The sequence below is a fragment of the Pseudomonas umsongensis genome (assembly GCF_002236105.1).
Classification (GTDB): Bacteria; Pseudomonadota; Gammaproteobacteria; order Pseudomonadales; family Pseudomonadaceae; genus Aquipseudomonas; species Aquipseudomonas umsongensis.
In genome coordinates this window covers 387100-411919 of record NZ_NIWU01000002.1, presented here as the reverse complement: position 1 = coordinate 411919, position 24820 = coordinate 387100, and the positions used below count along the sequence as shown (strand labels likewise).

26 protein-coding genes are annotated in these 24820 nt (G+C 59.7%); 13 read left to right on the top strand and 13 right to left on the bottom strand.

Annotated elements, in window-relative coordinates; translation table 11 throughout:
• Positions 1 to 32 precede the first annotated feature (32 nt).
• Positions 33 to 1844: a cation:proton antiporter gene (locus PSUM_RS12155; protein ID WP_033041886.1), complete on the top strand. Its 1812-nt coding sequence runs from the start codon at positions 33 to 35 to the stop codon at positions 1842 to 1844.
• Positions 1845 to 2039: 195 nt separating this feature from the next.
• Here the strand turns inward: PSUM_RS12155 and rplS are convergent, their stop codons facing one another.
• The 5 genes from rplS to ffh form a co-directional block, all read right to left on the bottom strand.
• Positions 2040 to 2390 (bottom strand): 50S ribosomal protein L19, encoded by a 351-nt coding sequence (gene rplS, locus PSUM_RS12150; RefSeq protein WP_003175895.1) that lies wholly within the window; start codon positions 2388 to 2390, stop codon positions 2040 to 2042.
• A gap of 45 nt (positions 2391 to 2435) precedes the next feature.
• Positions 2436 to 3188: a tRNA (guanosine(37)-N1)-methyltransferase TrmD gene (trmD, locus tag PSUM_RS12145; RefSeq protein ID WP_020795644.1), complete on the bottom strand. Its 753-nt coding sequence runs from the start codon at positions 3186 to 3188 to the stop codon at positions 2436 to 2438.
• Between the two features lie 2 nt (positions 3189 to 3190).
• Positions 3191 to 3727 carry a ribosome maturation factor RimM gene (rimM, locus tag PSUM_RS12140; RefSeq protein ID WP_020795643.1) on the bottom strand — a complete coding sequence of 179 codons (537 nt, stop codon included), beginning with the start codon at positions 3725 to 3727 and terminating at the stop codon, positions 3191 to 3193.
• A 5-nt stretch (positions 3728 to 3732) separates the two neighbouring features.
• Positions 3733 to 3984, bottom strand: a complete 252-nt coding sequence (rpsP, locus tag PSUM_RS12135; protein WP_003198088.1) for a 30S ribosomal protein S16 — start codon at positions 3982 to 3984, stop codon at positions 3733 to 3735.
• A 249-nt stretch (positions 3985 to 4233) separates the two neighbouring features.
• Entirely contained in the window at positions 4234 to 5610 is a 1377-nt protein-coding gene (gene ffh / locus PSUM_RS12130) for a signal recognition particle protein (protein ID WP_020795642.1), read from the bottom strand.
• A 195-nt stretch (positions 5611 to 5805) separates the two neighbouring features.
• On the opposite strand from ffh, the gene PSUM_RS12125 reads away from it, so the two are divergent.
• The 3 genes from PSUM_RS12125 (at position 5806) to PSUM_RS12115 (ending at position 9482) form a co-directional block, all read left to right on the top strand.
• Positions 5806 to 6618 (top strand): cytochrome C assembly family protein, encoded by an 813-nt coding sequence (locus PSUM_RS12125; RefSeq protein WP_020795641.1) that lies wholly within the window; start codon positions 5806 to 5808, stop codon positions 6616 to 6618.
• Positions 6619 to 6630: 12 nt separating this feature from the next.
• Positions 6631 to 7884 (top strand): HlyC/CorC family transporter, encoded by a 1254-nt coding sequence (locus PSUM_RS12120; RefSeq protein WP_033042711.1) that lies wholly within the window; start codon positions 6631 to 6633, stop codon positions 7882 to 7884.
• A gap of 281 nt (positions 7885 to 8165) precedes the next feature.
• On the top strand, positions 8166 to 9482 hold the full coding sequence (locus PSUM_RS12115; RefSeq protein ID WP_020795639.1) for an MFS transporter: 1317 nt from the start codon (positions 8166 to 8168) through the stop codon (positions 9480 to 9482).
• A gap of 107 nt (positions 9483 to 9589) precedes the next feature.
• Here PSUM_RS12115 and purT read toward each other — a convergent pair whose 3' ends face one another.
• The 5 genes from purT to PSUM_RS12090 form a co-directional block, all read right to left on the bottom strand.
• Complete coding sequence (gene purT / locus PSUM_RS12110) at positions 9590 to 10771, bottom strand: formate-dependent phosphoribosylglycinamide formyltransferase (protein WP_020795638.1); 1182 nt, start codon at positions 10769 to 10771, stop codon at positions 9590 to 9592.
• Between the two features lie 99 nt (positions 10772 to 10870).
• Positions 10871 to 11338: a preQ0 transporter gene (locus PSUM_RS12105; RefSeq protein WP_083348299.1), complete on the bottom strand. Its 468-nt coding sequence runs from the start codon at positions 11336 to 11338 to the stop codon at positions 10871 to 10873.
• A gap of 125 nt (positions 11339 to 11463) precedes the next feature.
• Positions 11464 to 11679 carry a DUF1289 domain-containing protein gene (locus PSUM_RS12100; protein ID WP_020795636.1) on the bottom strand — a complete coding sequence of 72 codons (216 nt, stop codon included), beginning with the start codon at positions 11677 to 11679 and terminating at the stop codon, positions 11464 to 11466.
• Positions 11676 to 12200 carry a gamma carbonic anhydrase family protein gene (locus PSUM_RS12095; protein WP_020795635.1) on the bottom strand — a complete coding sequence of 175 codons (525 nt, stop codon included), beginning with the start codon at positions 12198 to 12200 and terminating at the stop codon, positions 11676 to 11678. The genes PSUM_RS12100 and PSUM_RS12095 overlap by 4 nt, the downstream gene beginning before the upstream one ends.
• Positions 12201 to 12255: 55 nt before the next feature.
• Positions 12256 to 12855 (bottom strand): CoA pyrophosphatase, encoded by a 600-nt coding sequence (locus PSUM_RS12090; protein WP_020795634.1) that lies wholly within the window; start codon positions 12853 to 12855, stop codon positions 12256 to 12258.
• Between the two features lie 147 nt (positions 12856 to 13002).
• Here PSUM_RS12090 and PSUM_RS12085 point away from each other — a divergent pair, with 147 nt between their 5' ends.
• From PSUM_RS12085 to cmoB, 9 genes are all read left to right on the top strand, one after another.
• Complete coding sequence (locus tag PSUM_RS12085) at positions 13003 to 13554, top strand: NUDIX hydrolase (RefSeq protein ID WP_020795633.1); 552 nt, start codon at positions 13003 to 13005, stop codon at positions 13552 to 13554.
• A 125-nt stretch (positions 13555 to 13679) separates the two neighbouring features.
• Complete coding sequence (locus tag PSUM_RS12080) at positions 13680 to 14183, top strand: L,D-transpeptidase family protein (RefSeq protein ID WP_020795632.1); 504 nt, start codon at positions 13680 to 13682, stop codon at positions 14181 to 14183.
• A 184-nt stretch (positions 14184 to 14367) separates the two neighbouring features.
• Positions 14368 to 16785 carry an endopeptidase La gene (lon, locus tag PSUM_RS12075; RefSeq protein WP_083348298.1) on the top strand — a complete coding sequence of 806 codons (2418 nt, stop codon included), beginning with the start codon at positions 14368 to 14370 and terminating at the stop codon, positions 16783 to 16785.
• A gap of 168 nt (positions 16786 to 16953) precedes the next feature.
• On the top strand, positions 16954 to 17340 hold the full coding sequence (locus tag PSUM_RS12070) for a hypothetical protein (RefSeq protein ID WP_083348297.1): 387 nt from the start codon (positions 16954 to 16956) through the stop codon (positions 17338 to 17340).
• A gap of 137 nt (positions 17341 to 17477) precedes the next feature.
• Positions 17478 to 17870: a protease inhibitor I42 family protein gene (locus tag PSUM_RS12065; RefSeq protein ID WP_033041515.1), complete on the top strand. Its 393-nt coding sequence runs from the start codon at positions 17478 to 17480 to the stop codon at positions 17868 to 17870.
• 2 nt (positions 17871 to 17872) lie between these two features.
• Positions 17873 to 18508, top strand: coding sequence for a lysoplasmalogenase (locus PSUM_RS12060; RefSeq protein WP_020795629.1), 636 nt, complete (start codon positions 17873 to 17875; stop codon positions 18506 to 18508).
• Between the two features lie 182 nt (positions 18509 to 18690).
• The gene (locus tag PSUM_RS12055; protein ID WP_083348296.1) at positions 18691 to 19149 is read left to right on the top strand and encodes a hypothetical protein; all 459 of its coding nucleotides are present in this window, start codon (positions 18691 to 18693) and stop codon (positions 19147 to 19149) included.
• 180 nt (positions 19150 to 19329) lie between these two features.
• Positions 19330 to 20073, top strand: coding sequence for a carboxy-S-adenosyl-L-methionine synthase CmoA (cmoA, locus tag PSUM_RS12050; protein WP_020795627.1), 744 nt, complete (start codon positions 19330 to 19332; stop codon positions 20071 to 20073).
• Complete coding sequence (gene cmoB / locus PSUM_RS12045) at positions 20070 to 21026, top strand: tRNA 5-methoxyuridine(34)/uridine 5-oxyacetic acid(34) synthase CmoB (protein ID WP_083348295.1); 957 nt, start codon at positions 20070 to 20072, stop codon at positions 21024 to 21026. The genes cmoA and cmoB overlap by 4 nt, the downstream gene beginning before the upstream one ends.
• A 113-nt stretch (positions 21027 to 21139) precedes the next feature.
• On the opposite strand, the gene tadA is transcribed toward cmoB, so the two are convergent.
• The 3 genes from tadA to guaA all read right to left on the bottom strand — a co-directional run bounded on the left by tadA (position 21140) and on the right by guaA (position 24795).
• The gene (gene tadA, locus PSUM_RS12040) at positions 21140 to 21640 is read right to left on the bottom strand and encodes a tRNA adenosine(34) deaminase TadA (RefSeq protein ID WP_083348294.1); all 501 of its coding nucleotides are present in this window, start codon (positions 21638 to 21640) and stop codon (positions 21140 to 21142) included.
• Positions 21640 to 23016, bottom strand: a complete 1377-nt coding sequence (locus PSUM_RS12035; protein WP_083348293.1) for a multicopper oxidase family protein — start codon at positions 23014 to 23016, stop codon at positions 21640 to 21642. The genes tadA and PSUM_RS12035 overlap by 1 nt, the downstream gene beginning before the upstream one ends.
• Positions 23017 to 23217: 201 nt before the next feature.
• Positions 23218 to 24795 (bottom strand): glutamine-hydrolyzing GMP synthase, encoded by a 1578-nt coding sequence (gene guaA, locus PSUM_RS12030; RefSeq protein ID WP_083348292.1) that lies wholly within the window; start codon positions 24793 to 24795, stop codon positions 23218 to 23220.
• Between the last annotated feature and the right edge of the window lie 25 nt (positions 24796 to 24820).

Here is a 24820-nt window from a genome sequence, read left to right as displayed (position 1 = left end):
ATAGCCGGCTACTTCAAGGAACAGGAGCCTCAATGAACGAACAGCAAATACTGTTGGCGATTGGCGGAATCGGCGCGGCGGCGCTGGGTTGTCAGTGGTTGGCGTGGCGCTTGAAATTGCCCGCGATCCTTTTTCTGTTGCTAACCGGGATTCTGGTCGGACCGATCCTGGGGTGGCTCGACCCGCAAGCGATGTTCGGACCGCTGCTGATGCCATTGGTGTCACTGGCAGTGGCGCTGATTTTGTTTGAAGGCAGCTTGACGCTGCATCTTTCGGAATGGCGCGAGATTGGTAGCGTCGTGCATCGGTTGGTTACCATCGGTGCGCTCTCGACCTGGGTGGTCATCGCGGTCGCGACCCATTACTTGCTGGATTTTGACTGGTTGCTCGCCATTCTCTTCGGCAGCCTGACGCTGGTCACCGGCCCCACGGTGATCGTGCCGATGCTGCGCGTGGTGCGCCCCAAAGCCTCGATCGCCAATATCTTGCGCTGGGAAGGCATTGTCATCGACCCGATTGGCGCGTTGCTCGCCGTGGTGGTCTACAGCTTCATCATCGCCAGCGCGGCGGGCGAAGGCCTGAGCCATAGCCTGCTGACTTTCGGCGGTGTGATTGCGTGCGGCAGCGTGTTCGGGATAGCCGGTGGCTGGGTGCTTGGCATGATTATCCGACGTCAGTGGCTGCCAGAGTACCTGCACAACCTGGCCGCACTGGCCTCGGTGCTGGGGATCTTCATCACCGCCAATGCTGTGATGCACGAATCCGGCCTGCTGGCCGTGACCTTGATGGGCATGTGGCTGGCTAACATGAAGGGCGTGGATGTCCGGCACATCCTGCACTTCAAGGAAAACCTCAGCGTGCTGCTCATTTCGGGCTTGTTCATCTTGCTCGCGGCGCGTCTGGATCTGCACGCCATGATCGGCCTCGGGCCGCTGGTACTGATCCTGCTGCTGATCATCCAGCTCATCGCCCGCCCCTTGAACGTGATGCTCTCTACCGCAGGCTCGAATCTGAGCTGGCGCGAACGGGCGCTGCTGTCATGGATAGCCCCTCGAGGAATCGTCGCGGCGGCCGTGTCGGCGATTTTCGCGATTCGCCTGCATGAGGCCGGCCACCAGGGTGCCTTGCTGCTGGTGCCACTGACCTTTGCCGTGATCATTGGCACCGTGGTGCTGCAAAGTGCCACGGCGCGGCCACTGGCACGCTTGCTCAGCGTTGCTGAACCTGCGCCCAGCGGCTTCCTGATCGTCGGTGCCAACGGTCCGGCGCGAAACCTGGGCAAGGCCTTGCAGCAATTGGGCAGTCGCGTGCTCCTGACAGACTCGAGCTGGGAAAATATTCGGGCGGCGCGCATGGAGGGTTTGCCGACGTACTTCGGCAATCCGGCATCGCAGCATGCTGACGCGCACCTGGACCTGGTCGGGCTGGGGCATTTGCTGACGCTGTCGCCGTCCGGCGAACTGAACACGCTGGCGTCGATGCGCTTTCGTCATGACTTTGGACATCAACGCTTATTCGGGCTCGCCAGTGGCCAGGAGAGCCGACGCACCGACAAGCATCGCGCCAGCCATGAGCATCGAGGACGATTGCTGGGTGATGAGGATTTAACCTACGTCAAGCTGGCCAACCAGCTGCACCAGGGGGCTGAGTTCTACAGCACGCACCTGACCGAGGGCTTTGGTTGGGAGGACTATCAGGCATTGCACGGCGAACGTGCCACGTTGCTGTTTGCCCGTGATGACAGTGGCTGGGTGCATGTGGTGACGCCGGACAGTGCGGTCAAGCCTGCGGCGGGGTGGACGTTGCTGGCGTTGATTCAGCCGCAGGTCAGCGGCGCTGCATGAATCGAATCGCGAGCAGGCTCGCTCCCACAGTGGATCTTCAGTGGATGCAATATCTGTGAGCACCCAAGATCATTGTGGGAGCGAGCCTGCTCGCGATGGCCGTGACTCGGTTGCATGTCAGGCCGCGAACCGGAGAAATCGCAGGCAACAAAAAAGCAGCCCGTAGGCTGCTTTTTTCTGCATCGGAAGCTGGACTTAAGCCAGTTTTTCCTTGATGCGAGCTGCTTTACCCGACAGGTCACGCAGGTAGTACAGCTTGGCTTTACGTACGTCACCGCGACGCTTGACAGCCATGCTGTCGATTTGCGGGGAGTAGGTCTGGAAAGTACGCTCTACGCCAACACCGTTGGAGATCTTACGCACGGTGAATGCACTGTTAACGCCGCGGTTACGCTTGGCGATTACAACGCCTTCGAACGCTTGCAGACGCGAACGGTCGCCTTCCTTCACTTTCACCTGAACGACAATGGTGTCGCCCGGGGCAAAGGTAGGGATCTCTTTGGTCATCTGCTCTGCTTCGAGTGCAAGGATGATTTTGTTAGTCATGCTGTGCTCCTAAGGTAAATCGTCGGATCTACCATCGATACGTTGTTAACTATCGTCCCGCTCGCGGATGTATTCCTCGAGCAGCTTCTTCTCTTCTCCAGAAAGCGAGCGGCTTTCCAGAAGATCGGCGCGTCGTTCATAGGTCCGACCAAGGGACTGCTGTAAACGCCAACGCCGGATGTGCGCGTGATTGCCACTTAGCAATACGTCGGGAACACGCTGATCCGCATACACCTCCGGTCGGGTGTAGTGCGGGCAATCCAGCAAACCATCCGTAAAGGAATCTTCCTCGGCGGAGTCCGCATGCCCTAAAGCTCCAGGCAGCAGTCGTGTAACCGCATCGATCAGGACCATCGCCGGCAGCTCGCCGCCAGACAGTACATAGTCGCCAATCGACCACTCTTCATCGACATGAGCATCAATAAAACGCTCGTCAATGCCTTCATAACGACCGGCAATCAGGATCAGTGCATCCAGATTCGCCAACTCGCGTACCGCCGACTGAGTCAGTTGACGGCCTTGGGGGGACAGGTAAATCACCTTCGCTCCCTCCCCGGCGACTGCCTTGGCCTCGACCAGAGCATCTTCCAGGGGCTTGATCTTCATCACCATGCCCGGACCACCGCCAAAAGGGCGATCATCCACAGTGTGATGTCGATCCGTCGTGTAGTCTCGCGGGTTCCAACAGGTGAGCTGCAACAGCCCCTGTTTCACCGCCCGACTGGTGATGCCGTACTCGCTGATGGCGGAGAACATCTCGGGAAACAAACTGATCACTTCTACGCGCAAGTTAGCCACGCTTAGAAATCCGCATCCCAATCCACCTTCATCTCACCCGCGGCCAGGTCGACGGCCAACACGCATTGCTCGGTATAGGGCAACAGGCGTTCGCGATCATCCAGGCTGCCAGCGCAAGGCTTGACCACCATTACATCATTGGCGCCGGTTTCCAGAAGATGATCGATTTTCCCGAACAGTTGCCCGTGAGTATCGATGACCTTCAGACCTTCCAGCTGGTACCAGTAGTACTCGCCGTCGGTCAGTTCAGGGAACAGGTTGCGCGGCACGCAGATCTCATAACCGGCCAGAAGACGCGCTTCTTCACGATCATCAAGACCCTTGAGCTTTGCGACCAGGAACTTGTCGTTCCCGCGTCCGCTGACCAGCTCTACCTGCTTTACATTGCCGTCACGCTTAAGCGTCCAGGTTTTGTAATCCAGCAGGTTCTTAATCGGATCAGTAAAGGAATACACCTTCACTTCGCCGCGAACGCCGTGAACCGAGTAAATCTTGCCGATAACGATCAAATCATCAGCAGCAGCTGGCGTCGCGTTCATATTGCTCAGGCCGCAGCCTTAGCAGATTCCTTCAACAACTGAGCAACGCGCTCAGAAGGTTGTGCACCAACGCTCAGCCAGTAGGCTACGCGCTCTTGGTTCACGGACAGACGAACTTCTTGACCACGAGCAACAGGGTTGAAGAAACCAACCTGTTCCTTGTGCGAACCGTCGCGCGGGTTGCGGCTGTCGGTTACGGTCAAGTGGTAAAACGGGCGCTTTTTGGAGCCGCCAAGGGCAAGACGGATTGTTAGCATGTGAACATCGTTCCTGTAGTCGGTGCTGCAAATCTAAAGGCACAGCGGGCATGGGTGCCCGAAAGGCCGCATATTCTAAGGAATATCCGGACTTTTGCAAATGACTTTTTCCGGCTGCCTTTCGGCCGCCATCAAGATTTGCTATAGAGCCGTCGGTAAAAACGGCCGGTCAGCTCCCGCCAAGTGCGGGTTTGCTGGGGATCCCACGTCCGTGTGGGCTGCGCAAGAGCAAGCCCTTGCGCGAATTCTTTACATTTTTGGCATGCCGCCGCCGGGCAACATACCGCCCATGCCGCGCATCATCTTGGCCATTCCGCCTTTCGCGGTGAATTTCTTCATCATCTTCTGCATCTGCTTGTGCTGCTTGATCAAGCGACCGATGTCCTGCACCTGGGTGCCGGAACCCATGGCGATACGACGCTTGCGCGAACCACTGATCAGCTCAGGGTCACGACGCTCGGCCGGGGTCATGGAGTTGATGATGGCTTCCATTTGCTTGAACTGTTTCTCTGCCGCGCTCTGGGCATTGCCCATCTGCGCCAGGTTCACACCGCCCATGTTCGGCAGTTTGTCCATGAGGCCGCCGAGGCCGCCCATGTTCTTCATCTGTTGCAGCTGGTCACGGAAGTCTTCGAGATCGAAGCCCTTGCCCTTCTTCAGCTTCTTGGCCAGCTTGTCGGCCTTGTCCTTGTCGAGGGTCGCTTCCGCCTGCTCGATGAGGCTGAGCACGTCGCCCATGCCGAGGATGCGCGAGGCAATACGCTCTGGGTGGAACGGGTCGAGCGCTTCGCTCTTCTCGCCCATACCGATGAACTTGATCGGCTTGCCGGTGATGGCACGCACCGACAGGGCGGCACCGCCACGGGCGTCGCCGTCGACCTTGGTCAGGATCACGCCGGTCAGTGGCAGCGCATCGCCGAAGGCCTTGGCCGTGTTGGCGGCGTCCTGGCCGGTCATGGCATCGACCACGAACAATGTTTCGACCGGATTGATCGCGGCGTGCAACGCCTTGATCTCGCCCATCATCTCTTCATCGATGTGCAGGCGACCGGCGGTATCGACGATGACCACGTCGATGAATTTGAGTTTTGCTTCCTTGATAGCCGCTTGCGCGATCGCGACCGGCTTCTGGCTCAGGTCGGACGGGAAGAAGGTAACGCCAACTTCACCCGCGAGCATTTCCAGCTGCTTGATCGCCGCTGGGCGATAAACGTCCGCGGACACAACCATGACCGACTTTTTCTTGCGCTCTTTAAGGAAGCGCGCAAGTTTGCCGGCGGTGGTGGTTTTACCAGCACCTTGCAAACCGGCCATGAGGATGACCGCTGGCGGCACGGCGCTCAGGTTCAGGTCTTCGTTGGCCGCGCCCATCAGGCTTTCGAGCTCGGCCTGGACGATCTTCACGAAGGCCTGGCCCGGCGTCAGGCTGCGCGACACCTCGGTGCCGACAGCGCGTTCCTTGACCGAATTGACGAAGTCCTTGACCACCGGCAGGGCGACGTCGGCTTCGAGCAACGCCATGCGCACTTCGCGCAGGGTGTCTTTGATGTTGTCTTCGGTCAGCTTGGCCTTGCCGGTGACATGGCGCAGCGTCTGCGAGAGACGGTCGGTTAAGTTTTCAAACATTGCGCGATCCTTTCAGGCCCTGTGTAGACCGGGATAATGGCGGCCCAGACCGGACTAAACGTGTGCTCGGCGAGCCTGCGGCGTGGGCAGGTCGCGGATTATAGCGAAGACTGCGTCTGGCGGACACCTCGCACTTTCGTGTCGCGTGGGTTCTATGCCAAACTCAGCGCCTTTCGGGCTTGCCTAACAGGACTTATGCTCCCCTTGTCACCCAGTTTGCTTGCTACCCTCGCCGCCGCCTGCCTATACGCCGCTGCGACCTTCTATCAAGGCACTCGCCTGGCCACCGGAGCCAAGGCCAACAAGCGCCTGCTGGTTACGCTCGGCGTGCTGGCGGTGCTGGCCCACAGCGCCAGCCTGGTGACCCACCTCCTGACCCCGATTGGCCTGGGCCTGGATTTTTTCAGCGCCGCCAGCCTGATTGCCGTCGCAGTCATCGCCCTGACGCTGCTGGCCTGCTCACGGATTCCGGTGGAAAACCTGCTGTTGCTGCTGTTCCCCCTGGGCGCATTGACCGTGCTGCTGGCGCAGTTCGCCCCCGCCGGTACTGTGCAAATCATCGATGAGGAGCCAGGCATTCTCGCCCACATCCTGTTGTCGATCCTCGCCTATGGCATGTTCACCATTGCAGTGTTCCAGTCGCTACTGCTGCTGCTCCAGGATCATCAACTCAAGCACAAGCACCCGTCCGGGCTGATCAAGAACTTCCCGCCGCTGCAAACCATGGAAAGCCTGCTGTTCGGCTTCCTTTGGGCCGGCTGGACACTGTTGTCGCTGTCGCTGATCTCCGGCTGGCTGTTTGTCGACAACCTGTTCGCCCAGCACCTGGTGCACAAGACCTTGCTGGCCTGCCTGGCCTGGATCGTCTTCAGCGTGCTGCTCTGGGGCCGTAACCGCCTTGGCTGGCGAGGTCACAAGGCCATCCGCTGGACCCTGGCCGGTTTCTGCCTGTTGATGCTGGCGTATTTCGGCAGCAAGCTGGTTCGTGAATACATCCTGCACATCTGACGGGCGGCAATAATGGACGACTTGCCCATAGGGCCGATGCTTGCAGTAGTGGCCTTGCTGATATTGTGGTCGGGCCTGTTTACTGCCATAGAAGCCGCGCAGCAGCACTTGCTGGCCCAGCGCAATGCCTCGCGCGCCAGCGACAAACCGCTGGCCAGGTTGAGCTTCCCCCTCGTCAGCCTGATTTTCTGCAATACCCTGTGCCGCGCCCTGGTAATGGTCATCTGTACCTTGCTGGCGATTTTCACCTGGGCTGAAAACGGCCCGTGGCTGGCATGTGCAGGCGCCGGTGCCCTTCTCTTGATCCTGGCCGACTACCTGCCGCGAGCCCTCGCCACCCGTCATCCGGATGCGATCCTGGCCCTGGGCAACAACTTGCTGGCCATCCCCCTGAAGCTTGTATATCCCGCAGCGTGGCTGCTCAACGCCATCAGCCAGTTTCTGTTGCGCCCGTTCGCTCGCAAAGCAAATGTCGTGCAACAGAGCGAAGACGAGCCCATACCGCTGCGGCACGACCCTCACGGCCATCAAGAGCATGCTGTCAGCCGCACGCACGCGCTGCCGGGCATCCATGCACTGGATAACATCACGGTCAACGACATCCTGGTACCGCGCAGCGAGGTCGACGGGATCAACCTCGACGACCCGATCGAAGAGATCATCGAGCAACTGCGCCATAACCAGCGTACCCGCCTGCCGGTGTTCCACAGCGACATCAACCAAGTGGAAGCGGTGCTCAATACCCGGCAAATCGGCCATTTGCTTCCCGACGGCAGCCTGACCCTGGAAGCCTTGCTGGCGGCCTGTCGCGAACCCTATTTCGTCCCTGAAAGCACCCCGCTGCAATTGCAACTGCTGAACTTCCACAAGCAACAGCGGCGTTTGGGCATGGTGGTCGACGAATACGGCGAAGTCCTGGGTATCGTCACCCTCGAAGATATTCTCGAAGAAATCGTCGGTGAATTCGAAAGCCAGCAAAGCCAGGACAACCCGCACATCCATCCACAGGCCGATGGCCGCCTGGTGATCGACGGTGCCGCCTCGATCCGCGACCTGAACAAGAGCCTCGGCTGGCACCTGCCCAGCGACGGCCCGAAAACCCTGAACGGCCTGGTGACCGAAGCGCTGGAAACCATCCCGGACTGCCCGGTATGCCTGAAAATCGGCCGCTATCGACTGGAAATTCTCGAGACCGAGGATAACCGTGTCACGCGGGTGCTGATCTGGCACAACAGTTCTGTACCGGCAGTTGCATCAGTCCAATAGACCGGTAAAAGATCGTCCGAAGGCTCGGGCCGCGTTCGGACGATCTTTTTTGCACTTGTTGAATCGTTAGCCACCTTCCTATAATCGAGCGGCTTACCCGAGCCTCGCCGTCCCGTGCTTACCCTGCACACCGCAAGTTCCGGCCTGACCATCAGACACGCCCGCTACAAACCGACGCCTGCTCCCACCTGGAACGGCGACTCGCGCCTGCACCCACATCCCTGGGTAATCGACCATAATAATTCGCTCCACTGGGGCACATGACAGTCAGGGATTACCGCATGACGACCAGCACGACCTACAACGACGCCACACCCGCACAACCGGTGAACTCCGCTACCCGCGTGGCCACCGCGAGCTTCATCGGCACGGCCATCGAGTTCTACGACTTCTACGTATATGCCACCGCAGCCGCGCTGGTGATTGGCCCGGTGTTCTTTCCGCAGACCTCCGGCACGGCCCAGATGCTCTCGGCCTTCCTCACATTCGGCATCGCATTCCTGGCACGACCACTGGGTTCAGCGCTGTTCGGGCACTTTGGCGATCGCATCGGCCGCAAATCGACCTTGGTCGCGTCCCTATTGTTGATGGGTGTGTGCACCACGCTGATCGGCGTGCTCCCGGGTTACGACAGCATTGGGGCCTGGGCACCGATCCTGCTGTGCGTGCTGCGCTTCGGCCAGGGCCTGGGACTGGGCGGCGAATGGGGCGGTGCCGCCTTGCTCGCCACGGAAAATGCCCCTAAGGGCAAGCGCGCCTGGTTCGGCATGTTCCCTCAATTGGGCCCCTCCATCGGCTTCCTCGCGGCCAACGGCCTGTTCCTGACCTTGGCCATGACGCTGGATGATCAACAGTTCCGCTCCTGGGGCTGGCGGATTCCTTTCCTGCTCAGCGCGGCGCTGGTGATGGTCGGTTTGTATGTGCGCCTCAAACTCCACGAAACACCGGTGTTCGCCAACGCCATGGCGCGCCAGGAACGGGTGAAGATCCCGCTGGTGGAACTGTTCAGCCAATACTGGGTACCGGTATTGCTGGGGGCCGGTTCGATGGTGGTGTGCTATGCGCTGTTCTACATCTCGACCGTTTTCTCGTTGAGTTACGGTGTGGCGACGCTCGGCTACAGTCGCGAAACCTTCCTCGGCCTGCTGTGCTTCGCGGTGCTGTTCATGGCCGCGGCCACGCCGCTCTCAGCCTTGGCCAGCGACCGTTTCGGACGCAAACCCGTGCTGATCATCGGCGGCGTGTTGGCAATCCTGTCGGGCTTCCTGATGGAACCGCTGCTGACGCAAGGTTCGACCTGGAGCGTGGCGCTGTTCCTGTGCATCGAACTGTTTCTGATGGGTGTGACCTTCGCGCCGATGGGCGCGCTGCTGCCAGAGCTGTTCCCGACCCACGTGCGATACACCGGCGCCTCGGCAGCGTACAACCTGGGCGGGATCGTCGGCGCTTCGGCGGCACCGTTCTTTGCGCAGAAACTGGTGGCAATGGGCGGACTGAGTTACGTCGGCGGGTATGTGTCGGGGGCGGCGGTGCTGAGTTTGATTGCTGTGCTGTGCCTGAAGGAAACACGCAATAACGACCTGAATCGAGTCTCATAAGAGCGTAGGAACGATCAGAAGCTTTGCGAGCAGGCTCGCTCCCACATGGTTCTGGTGTACACCGATCCAATGTGGGAGCGAGCCTGCTCGCGAATGCCGCGCCGCGGTTACAGCTCTACAACAACAGCCTGGGATGCGCGGGTCGCCTTGGCACGAGCCGCCTCGATCGACTCATCCCGCGCCAGCGCCACACCCATCCGGCGCTGGCCATTCACTTCAGGCTTGCCAAACAGACGCAATGCCGTATCCGGCTCGCTCAACGCTGCACCCAGGTTGGCAAACGCGGTCTGGGTCGACTGCCCTTCCACCAGGATCACCGACGAAGCCGATGGGCCGAACTGACGGATCAGCGGAATCGGCAGCCCCAGGATCGCCCGTGCATGCAGGGCGAATTGCGACAGGTCCTGTGAAATCAACGTCACCAGACCGGTGTCGTGCGGACGCGGCGATACTTCGCTGAACCACACCTGATCACCCTTGATGAACAGCTCGACGCCAAACAGGCCACGACCACCCAATGCCTCGGTCACCGCCTTGGCCACGCGCTCGGATTCCGCCAGCGCCACTGGACTCATGGCTTGAGGCTGCCAGCTTTCCTGGTAATCGCCCTTCTCCTGGCGATGCCCGACCGGCGCGCAAAAGGTAGTGCCGCCGACGTGACGCACGGTCAGCAAGGTAATCTCATAATCGAAATCGATGAAACCTTCGATGATCACCCGGCCTTTACCGGCACGTCCGCCTTCCTGTGCGTAATCCCACGCTGTCTTCACGTCATCGACGCTGCGCAGCAGGCTCTGACCCTTGCCCGACGAGCTCATGACCGGCTTGACCACGCACGGGAAACCGAGATCCTCGACGGCCTTGCTGTAATCCTCGAAGGTGTCGGCGAAGTGGTAAGGCGAGGTCGGCAGGTCCAGGTCTTCGGCGGCCAGGCGACGGATGCCTTCGCGGTTCATGGTCAGCTGTGCAGCCCGCGCAGTGGGGATCACGGTGAAGCCTTCGGACTCCAGCTCCACCAGGGTCGCGGTGGCAATGGCTTCGATTTCCGGCACGATGAAGTGCGGCTGCTCGGCTTCGATGACCGCGCGCAGTGCCGCGCCATCGAGCATGTTGATCACGTGGCTGCGATGCGCCACCTGCATGGCCGGCGCATTGGCGTAGCGATCCACGGCAATCACTTCAACGCCCAGGCGCTGCAGCTCGATCACCACTTCCTTGCCCAGTTCGCCACAGCCACACATCAATACGCGGGTCGCGGTGGGCGACAATGGAGTTCCGATACGGGTCATCTCAAGTCCTCAAGAAGCGGATCATCGAGGGATGCGGCGCCTGGCGCGCTTCCCATGGGGAGAAAGCGCGGCATTTTACATGAACCGCAGGGTTTGGCTTCAGCTGACGAGCGCCTGCTTGCGCAAGCGCCAGGCCATGATCAGCCATACCGCCGTAACGCCGGCGAACTTGGACCCCAGCGCGGTGAGAATCACGCCCGGAGTCAGAGCGTCGATCATGCCGAAGAAAATAAACGTATCGAGCGGAATGCTCAGGGCTGAACTTATCCACAGCCGGTCGCGCAACGGGCGCCGGGTGATGCTGAACACCAGCCAGTCAATGCACTCCGACACGGCAAATGCCGTGGCGCTGGCCAGGGCAATGGAGGGATCGGAGGTGATGTAGGACAACACCAGCGCCGCCAGCATCGCCGCGATTGCGCCGTGACCGAAGCGGATTTGCACCATGTCGCGCAACACGAACACCAGGCCGCCCCAGGCCGACCAGATGATGTCCAGGTGCGGGGCGGTGGAAAAGGCGTAGTTGATCAGCACGACGCTGCCGATGTAGGCGATCAGGAAGAACATGGAGGCACCTGTCAATTTGGCGCACAGGGTACTTCAACCAAACGCCAAATCAAAAGATCGCAGCCTGCGGCAGCTCCTACAGGGGATCAAATGTAGGAGCTGCCGCAGGCTGCGATTTTTTGATCTTATCGGCCGGGTGTCTTGCCGATCATCCACACCAACCCACTGGCCTTGGCCCGCTCATGGCACAACCCCAACACCGTGCGGCGCTCGTCGTTGCTCATGCGGCTCCAGCGGGTGATTTCCTCTACCGTGCGCTGACAGCCCGTGCAAATATCATCGTCGTCCAGTGCGCAGATATTCACACAAGGCGATGCAACCGGGCGTTCGGGAGTGCTCATTCTTCCTGCTCAGCCAGATCGCGGGCATACCGCTGTGAGTTATGCACGTAGTGGGCGGCACTGGCTTCCAGCATCTTTTTCTGCGGTTCGGTCAGCTCGCGCACCACTTTGCCAGGGGACCCCATGACCAGCGAACCGTCGGGTATTTCCTTGCCTTCGCCGATCAGCGAATTGGCGCCGATGATGCAGTTCTTGCCGATTTTCGCGCCGTTGAGGATCACCGCGTTGATACCGATCAGGCTGTAGTCGCCCACGGTGCAGCCGTGCAGCATGGCATTATGGCCGATGGTCACGCCGGTACCGATGGTCAGCGGGTACCCCATGTCGGTATGCATCACGGTGCCATCCTGGACGTTGCTGTTCCTGCCGATCAGGATCAACTCGTTGTCGCCCCGCAGCACGGCGTTGAACCAGACATTGGCGCCCTCTTCCAGTTTGACCTTGCCCACCAGCACGGCATTGGGAGCGACCCAGCTCTGCGGATGGGTCTCGACACGGGCGTCGCCCAGGCGGTATTTCATCTTGTTGTCCTCAAGGCTCAGGCAGCGGCGTGTTCAAGCCATTCGAGTGATGGCTTCAGGTATTGATAAAACTTTTAGGCGGTAGGTGCAGGCTGATCTTCGCGTCATAGAGCAGATTGATCAACTCGACAATCATGATCGCCGTCAGGCCCCAGATCTTGAATTCACCATAGCGATAACTTGGCACGTACCAACTTCGTCCCTGGTAATCGATGCGATGGGTGTGCTCGCGCGGGTCCTTGCGAAAGAACTCCAAGGGCACACTGAACACGGCGGCGATCTCGGCATCGTTGGCCCGGTACTCGACAAAATCCGGAATCACCCCGACATAAGGTGTGACCTTGATGCCGTGCAGGGATATCAGCGGGCTCAGCGGGCCGATCACTTCGACCAGGCCCGGTGGCAGGCCGATTTCTTCTTCGGCTTCACGCAGCGCGGTAAAAACCAGGTCGGGGTCTTCGGGGTCGCGTCGACCACCGGGAAAGGCGACTTCGCCACCATGGGTCGACAGCCCGCTGGCGCGCAGGGTCAATACCAGTTCCGGCTCGTCACTGCGAGTGATCGGCACCAGGACGGCGGCCTCTGGGAAACGTCGGTCGGTCTCCAACGTACGCGGTGTGTGGTGACTTACCCGATGCAGTAGCTCGTCCAGCATGAGTGTTCTCGATCAGTGCCTTACCCTGCATCATGCACCAATCGCTTCGGTCGCCCAACCCCCCGGACAGTGGCATGTCGCGAAACGACAACTTGCCGACAGCCACCGCCGCACGCCAAGATAGGCGCAGCATTCAGGAACCCAAGCATGAAATTTTGCAGTCAGTGCGGCAACCCGGTGACCCAACGCATTCCCGAGGGCGATTCACGCCTGCGTTTTGTCTGCGACAGCTGTCACGCCATTCACTACCAGAACCCCAACATCGTCGCCGGTTGTGTCGCGACCTGGGGCACCCAGGTCCTGTTGTGCCGTCGTGCCATCGAGCCGCGCCGGGGCTATTGGACCCTGCCCGCCGGCTTCATGGAAAACGGTGAGACCATCGAGCAGGCGGCCATTCGCGAGACGGCCGAGGAAGCCTGCGCCCGTGTGCGCAACCTGAGCATCTATACGCTGATCGATGTGCCGCACATCAGCCAGGTGCACGTGTTCTTCCGCGCCGAGTTGGCGGACCTCGATTTTGCCGCCGGTATAGAGAGCCTTGAGGTGCAACTATTCGACGAAGCCGACATCCCTTGGGACGAGCTGGCTTTCCGCACGGTGGGCCGTACCTTAGAATGCTTCTTCGCTGACCGGAAAACCGAAGTCTATCCCGTGCGGTCCGAATCGATCCCGCCGCTGGTTCAGTCTGTCATCACTTGATGTCATCTTGGTATCATCGCCAGGCGCATACAGATCGTCCGAACTCGGCCCGGACCTTCGGCAGCGCCTGCAAAAACACCTATAAATAGATATATGGTCGCGACACCTCTTGGGGAATCGTTTCAATGCGCTGGTTGCTTGCCCTGTTCTGCTTGTCGTTCATCACGGTGTCCCAGGCTACTGCCATGGAGCCCCTGGACGGCAAGGTCATCGAGAAAATCCTGGTTCTCAAGTCGGCCCATCAATTGCAGTTGATCAATGACGGCAAGCCGTTCAAGACCTACCGAATTTCCCTGGGTAAACGGCCCAAGGGCCCCAAGCTGATGGAAGGCGACAAACGCACACCAGAAGGTTTCTACTGGATCGACTGGCGCAAGGTCAGCGACCGCTTCAACCTGGCGATGCACATTTCCTACCCGAACATCAGCGATTCCGCCCGCTCACGGCGTGAAGGCGTCGATCCCGGCGGCATGATCATGATCCACGGCACCCCGGACACCGAAGAAAACCCCGAGCACCTGTTCCACACCCTGGACTGGACCGACGGTTGCATTGCCATGCGCAACATGGACATGCGTGAAATCTGGAACCTGGTGCCGGACGGCACGATGATCGAGATTCGCCCTTGATTTGACGAATGAGCGTTCTCTTACTATGGGAACGCTACCCGTTTTGCCCTGCGCGCCAGGCGTGTAACAGACTGATCCCCGGGACCTGTCCAGGTCCTGAACGCTCCCCGAATATCCCCTCCCCCATTGAAACCACCCTCGGCCTGCCCCATCTAAGACCCATACCCCATTGCGCAGGTGCCCCATGAGCGACCAGCAAGCATTCCCCGAAGCCCCCAGCGAATACGCCGACCCGGAACACGCCGAACACCACCACACCGGCAAGGGCCTCGCCCTGCCCGGCCAGAACCTGCCGGACAAGGTCTACATCATTCCGATTCACAACCGCCCTTTCTTCCCGGCCCAAGTGCTGCCGGTCATCGTCAATGAAGAACCCTGGGCGGAAACCCTCGACCTGGTCGCCAAATCCGAACATCACTCCCTGGCCCTGTTCTACATGGACACGCCCCAGGAAGACCCGCGCCATTTTGATACCTCGGCGCTGCCGCTGTACGGCACCCTGGTCAAGGTGCACCACGCCAGTCGCGAAAACGGCAAATTGCAATTCGTCGCCCAGGGCCTGACCCGTGTGCGCCTCAAGACCTGGCTCAAGCACCATCGCCCGCCGTACCTGGTGGAAGTCGAATACCCGCACCAGCCCACCGAGCCGACCGACGAGGTCAAGGCCTACGGGATGGCGCTGATCAATGCGATCAAGGAGCTGCTGCCCCTCAATCCGCTGTACAGCGAAGAGCTGAAGAACTACCTCAACCGCTTCAGCCCCAACGATCCATCGCCGTTGACCGACTTCGCCGCCGCACTGACGTCGGCGACCGGCAGCGAACTGCAGGAAGTGCTCGACTGCGTGCCCATGCTCAAGCGCATGGAAAAAGTCCTGCCGATGCTACGCAAGGAAGTCGAGGTCGCACGCCTGCAGAAAGAGATTTCCGCCGAAGTGAACCGCAAGATCGGTGAGCATCAGCGCGAATTCTTCCTCAAGGAACAACTCAAGGTCATCCAGCAGGAGTTGGGGCTGACCAAGGACGATCGCAGCGCCGACATCGAACAATTCGAGCAACGGCTGGCCGGCAAGGTGCTGCCCGCGCAGGCGCAGAAGCGCATCGAAGAAGAGATGAACAAGCTCTCGATCCTCGAAACCGGCTCACCGGAGTACGCGGTCACGCGCAACTACCTGGACTGGGCGACATCGGTGCCATGGGGTGTGTACGGCGAGGACAAACTGGACCTCAAGCACGCCCGCAAGATCCTGGACAACCACCATGCCGGCCTCGACGATATCAAGGACCGCATCCTCGAGTTCCTCGCGGTCGGTGCCTACAAGGGTGAAATCAGCGGCTCCATCGTGCTGCTGGTGGGGCCGCCGGGCGTGGGCAAGACCAGCGTCGGCAAATCCATCGCCGAATCCCTCGGCCGACCGTTCTATCGCTTCAGCCTCGGCGGCATGCGCGACGAAGCGGAAATCAAGGGCCACCGCCGTACTTACATTGGTGCGATGCCGGGCAAACTCGTGCAAGCGCTGAAAGACGTCGAAGTGATGAACCCGGTGATCATGCTCGACGAAATCGACAAGATGGGCCAAAGCTATCAGGGCGACCCGGCCTCGGCGCTGCTGGAAACCCTCGACCCGGAGCAGAACGTCGAATTCCTCGACCACTACCTGGACCTGCGCCTGGACCTGTCGAAAGTGCTGTTCGTCTGCACCGCCAACACCCTGGACTCGATTCCCGGCCCCCTGCTGGACCGGATGGAAGTCATCCGCCTGTCGGGTTACATCACCGAAGAAAAAGTCGCCATCGCCAAACGCCACTTGTGGCCCAAACAGCTTGAGAAGGCCGGAGTCTCGAAAGGCAGCCTGAGCATCAGCGACAGCGCCCTCAGAGCGCTGATCGACGGTTATGCCCGTGAAGCCGGCGTTCGCCAACTGGAGAAAAATCTCGGCAAACTGGTGCGCAAAGCCGTGGTGAAGCTGCTCGAAGATCCAGGAGCGGTGATCAAATTTGGTCCGAAAGACCTCGAGGCTTCATTGGGCAAACCCGTGTTCCGTAATGAACAAGTACTGTCCGGGACGGGGGTAATCACCGGCCTGGCCTGGACCAGCATGGGCGGTGCAACCCTGCCGATCGAAGCCACACGCATTCATACCCTCAATCGCGGTTTCAAGCTCACCGGGCAACTGGGCGAAGTGATGAAAGAGTCCGCGGAAATTGCCTACAGCTACGTCAGCTCCAATCTGAAGTCGTTTGGCGGTGATCCGAAATTCTTCGACGAAGCCTTCGTGCACCTGCATGTTCCGGAAGGCGCCACTCCGAAAGACGGCCCGAGCGCTGGCGTGACCATGGCCAGTGCCCTGTTGTCGCTGGCACGCAACCAGCCGCCGAAAAAAGGCGTGGCCATGACCGGCGAACTGACGTTGACCGGGCATGTACTGCCGATTGGCGGAGTACGTGAGAAGGTGATTGCAGCGCGGCGGCAGAAGATTTTCGAGCTGATCTTGCCGGAGCCCAACCGTGGCAGCTTTGAAGAACTGCCGGACTACCTGAAGGAAGGGATTACCGTGCACTTTGCCAAGCGTTTTGCGGATGTGGCGAAGGTGTTGTTCTAGTCACACGCTGCAGTGGCCAGAGCGTGCTCTGGCCACTGCACACATGATTTTCTGAACAGCTATCGCGATCGGATATAAAAAACTGTCATTAATGACAGTATCAACCCTATTACTAATGCCCTAGCCTGTCACTCGACTATCCGAACATTTTCAAGGGACGACCACAATATGTCGACTGATAAAACTCCGCGCGGGACGAAGTCTAGCGGTCATTTCGAATGGACAATTAAAGGAGAAAAATTTTATACCGACCAAATTTATATATGGCACGAAGGACCCAACATACAAATCAACGGTTATTTCGATTTTGCCGGCCCAAACCAAAAAATAATGACTGTCCTTATCGATCGCGATACCCCTGGAGAGGAGCAAACATTTGACCCTCCAACGTGGCTTAAGGAAGTGAGTTATCAAGCTGATAGCGGATCGGCTTATGCCATTACCGGAAAATACACTGCCACTCTCAACAAACACACTAAACAGTATAAGTTATCGTTCGACTTACTGTTTGGTGGCGGCCTATTAATTCAATGTAAGCTCGACGTTAGCGAGTAGATACTCAATCCGCTTAAATGCGCACCACTCGCGCCAGAGCCTGTACGTTAGCCATTCCTCGACCCGGCTCTGGTCACATTTTGTCTCATCTTCAGTTATGCTCGCCGTTCGTCGTGAATGCCGGAGCCACTGACCCCATGTCCCCCACCCGCCTGTTTGTTCCCCTCGCCCTCGCCTTGCTGGCCGCCTGTGCCACGCAACCGAAACATAACGTGACCGTGGAAAAACAAAGCGAATGCCCGGTGAAGCTCACCAGCGGGCAGAACCTGATCCTGACCCTGCCCAGCAATCCGACTACGGGTTACCGCTGGTCGGTCCAGGACTCGGCCGGTGGCGTATTGCGCGCGCTCAGCCCTGAGGTCTACAGCAACCCGGAAGATGCCGGCGTCGTAGGTGCTGCCGGTGTTTCGACCTGGCGATTCCAGGCGTTCGCCCCCGGCACTGGACGCTTACGCTTGACCTCGCAACAACCTTGGGCACCGGAAGTGCTGCCGGTGGACGCCTTCGACTGCGCCATTTCGGTCAACTAACCGTGGGCTGGCTGATTCTGGCGCTGATGGGCGCAGTGACTTTCCTCTATGGCCTGAGCGTGCACGCCGCGCTGCTTTGCCTGTTGGTCAAGCCGCTGCCTGTCCTGGCCCTGCTCGGCTGGCTGCACGACGCACCACCCGGGGAGTATCGGCGCTGGATCAGTCTTGGACTGATTTTCTCCCTGCTCGGCGACGTGCTGCTGGCATGGCCGGGGGATTTGTTTGTGTTCGGCCTCGGGGCGTTTCTCGTCGCCCACCTGGCTTATCTGAAAGCTTATTTAACGGACTGCAGACGGTTGGCCCTGTTGCCACTGGTCCTGGCCCTCGGCGTCGGCGCGATTCTGCTGGGGGTACTGATTGCCCACGGTCTCGGGCCTTTGCTGATTCCCGTGATCGTCTATGGCCTGGCGATCAGCGCCATGCTCTGGCGCGCACTGGCACGTCTGGGCACCGATGTGCCCAAGCGTTCGGCGCTGCTTGCGGCAGCCGGAGCCGTGGCGTTCGTGTTTTCCGATAGCGTGATCGGTATCAGCCGCTTTGTCGTGCCGTTTGAGGCGGCGCCGTACGTCATCATCCTCAGTTATTGGCTGGGGCAATGGGGCATCACGGCATCGGCGTTCGATCAAAAACCGCGTTAGATCGCGAAGGGACACGGAGCGTCCCGGGCGGCGTTCCCACGCAGAGCGTGGGAACGATCGATCGAACACCAATACATACATTGTCATTAATGTCTGTTGAAACCTGTTAGTTCGAATAGTCGTCCGGACCGCTCGCAGGCCGTACATTCAAGATTCCAACAATCCTTGAAGAGATAGGCCCTATGGATATCCAACAACGAAGAAGCTTTGTCGACAGTCGCATCCCTGTTGAAATGAAATTCCGCCAGTGCTGTCAGAAAAACTATCTGAGTGCCACCCTTCAGGATCGCGATGAGTTCAACTCCGAGGAGTTTTACATCAGCGTCGGCTCCCGGGAAATATTGGCTGTTTTCAAAGCTGGAGAAAAAGACACCCCTGAAGACCGCGCCTTCGATATCTATATCCCTAAAAATATCGAAACCGGTTACTACGAATTAAATTCACCGGATCAACTGATAGAAATCGCCTTGACTGAAAAATTCCCGACTTACACCAGTTACTGGGCATTCAAGGGCGCAATGGATCTGGTCGTTAACGCTGACAAGCAAGACTACTCCGGCACATTCAATGTTAGCTTCAAGGACAAAGAAAACCGTGAGTTTATATCCGAAGCCAAGTTTGCTTTTTCTGTGGAAGCTTGAATACAGGTAGCCGACGGAGCCGTGGCGTTCGCGTGCTCCGATAGCGTGATGGGTATCAGCCGCTTTGTGAGCGTGGGAGCGAGCAAAGCGTCAGTCCCGTCGGTTTATCAGACAACCCGCGCATCCCCGCGCCAACTTGGCTAAAATGCCGGCCTTTCCACCAACACCGCCGGAACCGCCGTGAGCAAAGAATCCGATCGCCTTTTCGCCCAGCCTTTGGCCCAGGTGCCTGACTTCGCCTTCAACGAGGACGTGGTGCGGGTGTTCCCGGACATGATCAAGCGCTCGGTGCCGGGTTATCCGACCATTGTCGAAAACCTCGGTGTGCTCGCCGCACAATTCGCCCAGCCCAACACTGTGCTCTACGACCTTGGCTCGTCCCTGGGCGCTGTGACACAGGCGCTGCGTCGACATGTGCGCACTGACGGCTGCCGTGTCATCGCTGTGGATAACTCCGCGGCGATGGTCGAGCGATGCCGTGAGTATCTCAACGGCCAGGACTCGATGTTCCAGGAGTTGCTGCCGGTGGAAGTGATCGAAGGTGACATCCTCGCCCTCGAATTCCAGCCTGCCTCGGTGGTGGCGCTGAACTTCACCCTGCAATTCATTGCTCCGGATCAGCGAAGCGCGCTGCTGTCGCGCATCCACCAGTCCCTGTTGCCCGGTGGTGCACTGATTCTCTCGGAAAAACTGCGGTTTGAAGACGAGCAGGAGCATGCGTTGCTCACCGACCTGCACGTCGCCTTCAAGCGCGCCAACGGCTATAGCGAACTGGAAATAGCCCAGAAGCGTAGCGCCATCGAAAACGTCATGAAGCCCGACAGCCTCGAAGAACACCGCGAACGCCTGTTGGCTGCCGGGTTCTCGAAAGTCGTGCCGTGGTTCCAGTGTCTTAACTTTGCCTCGTTGATTGCCTTGCCATGATTGATCTGTCCCCCCTCGCCCGCCGCCTGGCTGGCACACCGCTGGCCGAATGGGCCAACACACTGCAGGCGCAACTCGACAAGAAAATGGAGAAAGGTCACGGCGACCTGGAGCGCTGGCAAAGCGCGCTGGATGCCTTGCCTCAGATCCAGCCAAACGAAATCGACCTGTTGAACCGCTTGAAGCTGGACACCGATTGCGACGATGAAACCCGTGCGCAAATGCGCACCGCGCTGATGGGCTTGTCGCCGTGGCGCAAAGGCCCCTTCGATCTGTTTGGCGTGCATGTCGACACCGAATGGCGTTCGGACTGGAAGTGGTCGCGTGTCGCCCCGCACCTGGACCTCAAAGGCAAGCGCATCCTCGACGTCGGCTGCGGCAATGGTTACTACATGTGGCGCATGCTCGGCGCGGGTGCGGACAGCGTAATCGGTGTCGATCCAAACTGGTTGTTCTTCTGCCAGTTCCAGGCGGTGCAACGTTACCTGTCCGAGCCGAATGCGTGGCACCTGCCATTTCCTTTCGAAGACCTGCCGCCGAATCTGGAAGGCTTCGACACAGTGTTTTCGATGGGTGTCTTCTACCACCGCCGATCGCCGATCGAGCACTTGCTGGCGCTGAAGGATTGCCTGGTCAAGGGCGGCGAACTGGTGCTGGAGACGCTGGTGGTCGAAGGCGACAAACATCAAGTGCTGGTGCCGGAAGACCGTTATGCGCAGATGCGCAACGTATGGTTCCTGCCGTCAGTGCCGGCGCTGGAGTTGTGGTTGCGCCGTGCCGGGTTCACTGATGTGAAATGCGTGGACGTGAGTGTGACCACGGTTGAAGAACAGCGCGGCACGGAATGGATGAAGTATCAGTCGCTGAGCGACTTCCTCGATCCCGAAGACCACAGCAAGACCATCGAAGGGCTGCCGGCGCCGATGCGGGCTGTCATCGTCGCCCGTAAGTAGCAATGGTCGTTCCCACGCTCTGCGTGGGAATGCATCCTGTGACGCTCTGCGTCACGCCCGTGAAGGGACGCGGAGCGTCCCGGGCGGCATTCCCACGCGGAGCGTGGGAACGATCATTTCTCGGTTGGTTTGGCTCTACGGACCTTGAAGAACTCGCTGAGCACCGCCCCGCATTCCTCGGCCAACACCCCACCTTCATACAGCACCCGGTGGTTCAAAAAGCCCTGGGTAAAAAACTGCCCCTGGCTCTGCACAATCCCGGCCTTGGGTTCCAGCGCGCCATACACCACCCGTGCAATCCGCGAATGCACGATCAGCCCGGCGCACATGCTGCACGGTTCCAGCGTCACATACAGCGTGCTGCCCGGCAGGCGATAGTTGCTGACGGCTAGTGCGGCGGCGCGGATCGCGACCATCTCGGCATGGGCACTCGGATCGTTGCCACTGATCGGGCAGTTGAAGCCGCGACCGATGATTTCACCGTCCTGCACCAGCACCGCACCCACGGGCACTTCGCCCAACGCGGCACCTTGAGCGGCGAGGGCAAGGGCTTCGCGCATGAAGTCGCGATCACGGCTGCGGTCGATGATCGCAGCGGGACGTATCTGACGCATTACGCCACCTCGATCGCGGCCATCAGGCCGGTTTCCATGTGATCGATCACATGGCAATGGAACATCCATACCCCGGGGTTATCCGCCACCAGCGCCACTTGCGCACGCTCGTTCTTGCCCAACAAATACGTGTCGGTGAAATACGGGATGACCTTGTGCCGATTCGAGGCGATGACCTTGAAGCTCATGCCATGCAGGTGAATCGGATGCTGATATTGAGTCATGTTTTTCAATTCAAAAATGTAGCTTTTGCCCTTTTCCAGCTTGGCGATCGGGCGGTCGGCGCAGGTTTTATCCGTAATGTCCCAGGCTTTGCCATTGATCTGCCACAGGCTTGGCGGCTTGCCGTTGTCGACATTCACCGACACTGACCCCACCCATTCGAAATTGAAGTTGAGTTTCTCGGCATTGGCCAGGTCCGGTTCCGCCACAGGGTTGGCGGGCAGTGCCGCAGGCCATGCAGTCGGCGCGTCGGTGTTGGCCACGGAGCGCAGCGTGCCCAAGCGAACCGGGCCGTTGCGCAGGGACAACTCTTCACCCGCCGGCGGCACTTTGATCGCCAGGCAAATACGCATGCCTGGGCCCAGCCAGTATTCCTTGCCCAGCGGGCGCGGTTCGACGGGATTGCCGTCCAGCGCATAGATCTGCGCTTCGACGCCGGGGATATTGAGGCGGTAGGTCAACGTGTTATCGAGGTTAAGCACCCGCACCCGGGTGATCTGCCCGGCAGGCAAGTCGATGATCGCCTGCGGGACACCGTTGATGGTCGACAGGCGCCCCGCCGTACCGCCTCGGGCGGCTTCGCGTGGAATGCTGAAGTCGACAAAAGCGCCCTGCTCATCGACATGCCAGCTCTTCAAGCTCAAGGTTTTCTCGTACTTGAAACCGGTCGGCTCGCGCTCCTCGACGATCAGCGGGCCGACCAGACCGCGCCCGAGTTCTTCGCTGCTGCTCACATGGGGGTGATACCAGTAGCTGCCTGCATCGGGCACGCGGAATTTGTAGTCGAAGTATTCACCGGGCAATACCGGCAACTGCGACACGTACGGCACACCGTCCATCTCCAGCGGCAGGCGGATGCCATGCCAGTGGATGGTCGTCGCCACTGGCAGGTGGTTGATGAACCGCACTCGCAGCCATTCGCCCTGACGCACGCGCAATTCGGTGCCCGGTGCCGAGGGACCGAACGCCCAGGCTTCGGTCTTGTGCCCCGCCACCAACTCGACGTCCAGCGGCGCGGCGATCAGCTCATAGTCATGGCCCGCCTCAGCGTCGGCCATCTTGCCCAACCAGTACCGCGACGCGCCCCCCGCCCCGACACCAACGACAACAAGACCGGCCAGGCCACCGAGGATTTGGCGACGGGTAAAGGACATGAACTCAACTACCTCACACGAAAGCGGCAGGCCCAAGACCCGCAAAAGGCGAATACGATACACCCGCAGTTGCGAAAGAAACAGCAAAGCGGACGTGACGACGAGCCGCAGGCAGGGCCGGCATCAATGCAAAAAGCCGCGTGAACTCACGTTCACACGGCTTTTTTATCCTGCGATCAACCCCTCAGGGCTGGTGCGGGATCATTCCCACTCAATCGTCGCTGGCGGCTTGCTCGACACGTCGTAGGTGACGCGGGAGATGCCTTCGATTTCATTGATGATGCGGCCGCTGACGGTTTCCAGCAGTTCGTAAGGCAGGTGTGCCCAACGCGCGGTCATGAAGTCGATGGTTTCCACGGCACGCAGGGCCACGACCCAGGCGTAACGACGGCCATCGCCGACAACGCCAACCGATTTCACCGGCTGGAACACCACGAACGCCTGGCTGACCTTGTGGTACCAGTCGGCCTTGCGCAGTTCTTCGATGAAGATGTGGTCGGCACGACGCAGCAGGTCGGCGTATTCCTTCTTCACTTCGCCGAGGATGCGCACGCCCAGGCCCGGGCCCGGGAACGGGTGCCGGTAGACCATGTCGTACGGCAGGCCCAGCTCCAGGCCCAGACGACGGACTTCGTCCTTGAACAGCTCACGCAGCGGCTCAACCAGCTTGAGGTTCATTTCTTCCGGCAAGCCGCCCACGTTGTGGTGCGACTTGATCACGTGGGCCTTGCCGCTTTTCGCGCCAGCCGACTCGATCACATCCGGGTAGATGGTGCCTTGGGCCAGGTACTTGATGTTGTCCAGCTTGCAGGATTCGGCATCGAACACGTCGATGAAGGTACGGCCGATGATCTTGCGCTTCTTCTCTGGGTCGGCTTCGCCGGCCAGGTTGTCGAGGAACTGGTCCTCGGCGTTGGCGCGGATCACCTTGACGCCCATGTTCTCGGCGAACATGGCCATTACTTGCTCGCCTTCGTGCAGGCGCAGCAGGCCGTTGTCGACGAAGACGCAGGTCAGTTGGTCGCCGATGGCCTTGTGCAGCAGTGCGGCAACCACGGACGAGTCCACGCCGCCGGACAGGCCCAGCAGGACGTTGTCGGTGCCGACCTGGGCGCGAACCTGGGCGATGGCGTCTTCAGCGATCTTCGACGGGGTCCACAGCGCTTCGCACTCGCAGATGTCGAGGATGAAGCGCGACAGGATGCGGCCGCCCTGCTTGGTGTGGGTCACTTCCGGGTGGAACTGCACGCCGTAGTAACGACGCTCGTCGCTGAACATGCCAGCGATAGGGCAGCTCGGGGTGCTGGCCAGGATGTGGAAATCTTCCGGCATCCTGGTGACCTTGTCACCGTGGCTCATCCATACGTCGAGGCCAAACAGGCCATCGGCGTCGATGTGGTCTTCGATGCCGTCGAGCAGGCGGCTCTTGCCGACCACGTCTACGCGAGCATAGCCGAACTCACGCAGGTCGGAACCTTCAACCTTGCCGCCCAGTTGCTCGGCCATGGTCTGCATGCCGTAGCAGATACCGAAGACTGGCACGCCCAGGTCGAACACTGCTTGCGGGCAGCGAGGGCTGTCGGCTTCGTGCACGGACTCGGGGCCGCCGGCGAGGATCACGCCTTTTGGAGCGAATTCGCGAATGGCTTCCTCGTCCATGTCGAACGGATGCAGTTCGCAGTAAACGCCGATTTCACGCACGCGGCGGGCAATCAGTTGGGTGTACTGGGAACCGAAATCGAGGATCAGGATGCGGTGAGCGTGAATGTCGAGGGCCATGATTCAGTCTCGTCTAAGTAATTCA